1 rRNA gene is annotated in these 3,384 nt (G+C 54.1%); it reads right to left on the bottom strand.

Features of this window, described 5'->3' with window-relative positions:
• Nucleotides 1-194: 194 nt before the first annotated feature.
• Nucleotides 195-3,332, bottom strand: a 23S ribosomal RNA gene (locus tag AC3A4Z_RS22530).
• Between the last annotated feature and the right edge of the window lie 52 nt (nt 3,333-3,384).

Raw genomic sequence — 3,384 nt, 5'->3', positions numbered from 1 at the left:
CTTTGAGGCCTGGGGGTGGGAAACCTGTTGGTGGTTACAACATGTGTGGTGTTGTTATTCAGTTGTGTTTTTGTTCCGCAAGCAACGTTTGGTTTGTTGTTTGGGAACCACATAGTGGACGCAAGCAGTCTTGTTATCTTTTTACCCTGCTTCATGGTGTGAACGTCTTTTGAATCCGTTCACGAAGAGAGTGTGTGGTGTAAGTTATCGGCCTATTAGTACCGGTCAGCTTCACGAGTCGTTAGTCCTCGCTTCCACATCCGGCCTATCAACCCAGTGGTCTGGCTGGGGGCCTCTCACACACAAGGTGTATGGAAATCTCATCTTGAAGCGAGCTTCCCGCTTAGATGCTTTCAGCGGTTATCCCATCCGAACGTAGCTAATCAGCGGTGCACTTGGCAGTACAACTGACACACCAGAGGTTCGTCCGTCCCGGTCCTCTCGTACTAAGGACAGCCCTTCTCAAATTTCCTGCGCGCGCAGCGGATAGGGACCGAACTGTCTCACGACGTTCTAAACCCAGCTCGCGTACCGCTTTAATGGGCGAACAGCCCAACCCTTGGGACCTACTCCAGCCCCAGGATGCGACGAGCCGACATCGAGGTGCCAAACCATGCCGTCGATATGGACTCTTGGGCAAGATCAGCCTGTTATCCCCGAGGTACCTTTTATCCGTTGAGCGACGGCCATTCCACAATGTACCGCCGGATCACTAGTCCCGACTTTCGTCCCTGCTCGAGATGTCTCTCTCACAGTCAAGCTCCCTTGTGCACTTACACTCGACACCTGATTGCCAACCAGGCTGAGGGAACCTTTGGGCGCCTCCGTTACTTTTTAGGAGGCAACCGCCCCAGTTAAACTACCCATCAGGCACTGTCCCTGACCCGGATTACGGGCCGAAGTTAGATGTCCAAAGTGACCAGAGTGGTATTTCAACGATGACTCCACCCGAACTGGCGTCCGGGCTTCAACGTCTCCCACCTATCCTACACAAGCCACTCCGAACACCAATACCAAACTATAGTAAAGGTCTCGGGGTCTTTCCGTCCTGCTGCGCGTAACGAGCATCTTTACTCGTACTGCAATTTCGCCGAGTTTATGGTTGAGACAGCGGGGAAGTCGTTACTCCATTCGTGCAGGTCGGAACTTACCCGACAAGGAATTTCGCTACCTTAGGATGGTTATAGTTACCACCGCCGTTTACTGGGGCTTAAATTCTCAGCTTCGCCGTGAGGCTAACCGGTCCTCTTAACCTTCCAGCACCGGGCAGGAGTCAGTCCGTATACATCGTCTTGCGACTTCGCACGGACCTGTGTTTTTAGTAAACAGTCGCTTCCCCCTGGTCTCTGCGGCCCCGATCCCCTCCGGACAGCAAGTGTCCATCAAGGTTGGGGCCCCCCTTCTCCCGAAGTTACGGGGGCATTTTGCCGAGTTCCTTAACCATAATTCTCTCGATCGCCTTAGTATTCTCTACCTGATCACCTGTGTCGGTTTGGGGTACGGGCGGCTAAAACCTCGCGTCGATGCTTTTCTCGGCAGCATAGGATCACCAAATCCCCCCAAACGGGGGTCCCATCAGATCTCAGGCATCATGAACAGCGGATTTGCCTACCGTTCGCCCTACATCCTTAGACCGGGACAACCATCGCCCGGCTTGGCTACCTTCCTGCGTCACACCTGTTAATACGCTTGCCTCCCAGGATCAGGTCCTGCGCTCCACCAAAACCCTCACACCACAAGGGTGATCGGGCAGGTCTCGGGCAGTTAGTATCCCCTGTTCAGCATGGGCGGTTTTTCGCCGGTACGGGAATATCAACCCGTTGTCCATCGACTACGCCTGTCGGCCTCGCCTTAGGTCCCGACTTACCCAGGGCAGATTAGCTTGACCCTGGAACCCTTGATCATTCGGCGGACGGGTTTCTCACCCGTCTTTCGCTACTCATGCCTGCATTCTCACTCGTGTAGGCTCCACCGCTGGTTTACACCGCGACTTCACTGCCCACACGACGCTCCCCTACCCATCCAAACACCTGAACCACGAAGGCTTAGTCATTGTTTGAATGCCACAACTTCGGCGGTGTACTTGAGCCCCGCTACATTGTCGGCGCGGAATCACTTGACCAGTGAGCTATTACGCACTCTTTTAAGGATGGCTGCTTCTAAGCCAACCTCCTGGTTGTCTGAGCAACTCCACATCCTTTCCCACTTAGCACACGCTTAGGGGCCTTAGTTGGTGGTCTGGGCTGTTTCCCTCTCGACTATGAAGCTTATCCCCCACAGTCTCACTGCTGCGCTCTCACTTACCGGCATTCGGAGTTTGGCTGACGTCAGTAACCTTGTAGGGCCCATTAGCCATCCAGTAGCTCTACCTCCAGCAAGAAACACGCAACGCTGCACCTAAATGCATTTCGGGGAGAACCAGCTATCACGAAGTTTGATTGGCCTTTCACCCCTACCCACAGCTCATCCCCTCCATTTTCAACTGAAGTGGGTTCGGTCCTCCACGACGTCTTACCGTCGCTTCAACCTGGCCATGGGTAGATCACTTCGCTTCGGGTCTAGATCACGCCACTGCAACGCCCTATTCAGACTCGCTTTCGCTACGGCTTCCCCACACGGGTTAACCTCGCGACGTAACACTAACTCGCAGGCTCATTCTTCAAAAGGCACGCCGTCACAGTTACTATGCGATTACTCGCGACTGCTCCGACGGATTGTAAGCACACGGTTTCAGGTACTGTTTCACTCCCCTCCCGGGGTACTTTTCACCTTTCCCTCACGGTACTGGTCCGCTATCGGTCATTAGGGAGTATTTAGGCTTATCAGGTGGTCCTGACAGATTCACACGGGATTTCTCGGGCCCCGTGCTACTTGGGATACTCTCCAGGCGGTACACAACATTACAGTTACGGGGCTCACACCCTCTCTGGCCGGCCTTTCAAGACCGTTCACCTATGCCTGCACATCACACCTCACCAACCCGGCAGAGCTGGTATGGAAAGTCCCACAACCCCGACCATGCAACGCCCGCCGGCTATCACACATGGAACGGTTTAGCCTGATCCGCGTTCGCTCGCCACTACTAACGGAATCACTATTGTTTTCTCTTCCTGCGGGTACTGAGATGTTTCACTTCCCCGCGTTCCCTCCACGCACCCTATGTGTTCAGATGCGGGTCACCAGATCACTCGCGCGTCTGGCGGGGTTTCCCCATTCGGACACCCTGGGATCACAGTCCGGTTATCGACTCCCCCAGGCTTATCGCAGATTCCTACGTCCTTCTTCGGCTCCTAATGCCAAGGCATCCACCGTGTGCTCTTAAAAACTTGACCACAAAAGATCAATCAGTAATTTTCGAGAGAACCATGAAAACCAACCACACCA

This window comes from Arthrobacter sp. Soil_C_49 (assembly GCF_057656635.1).
Note: the sequence above shows the minus strand (reverse complement) of the source record. Positions and strands in the feature narration are given on the sequence as shown.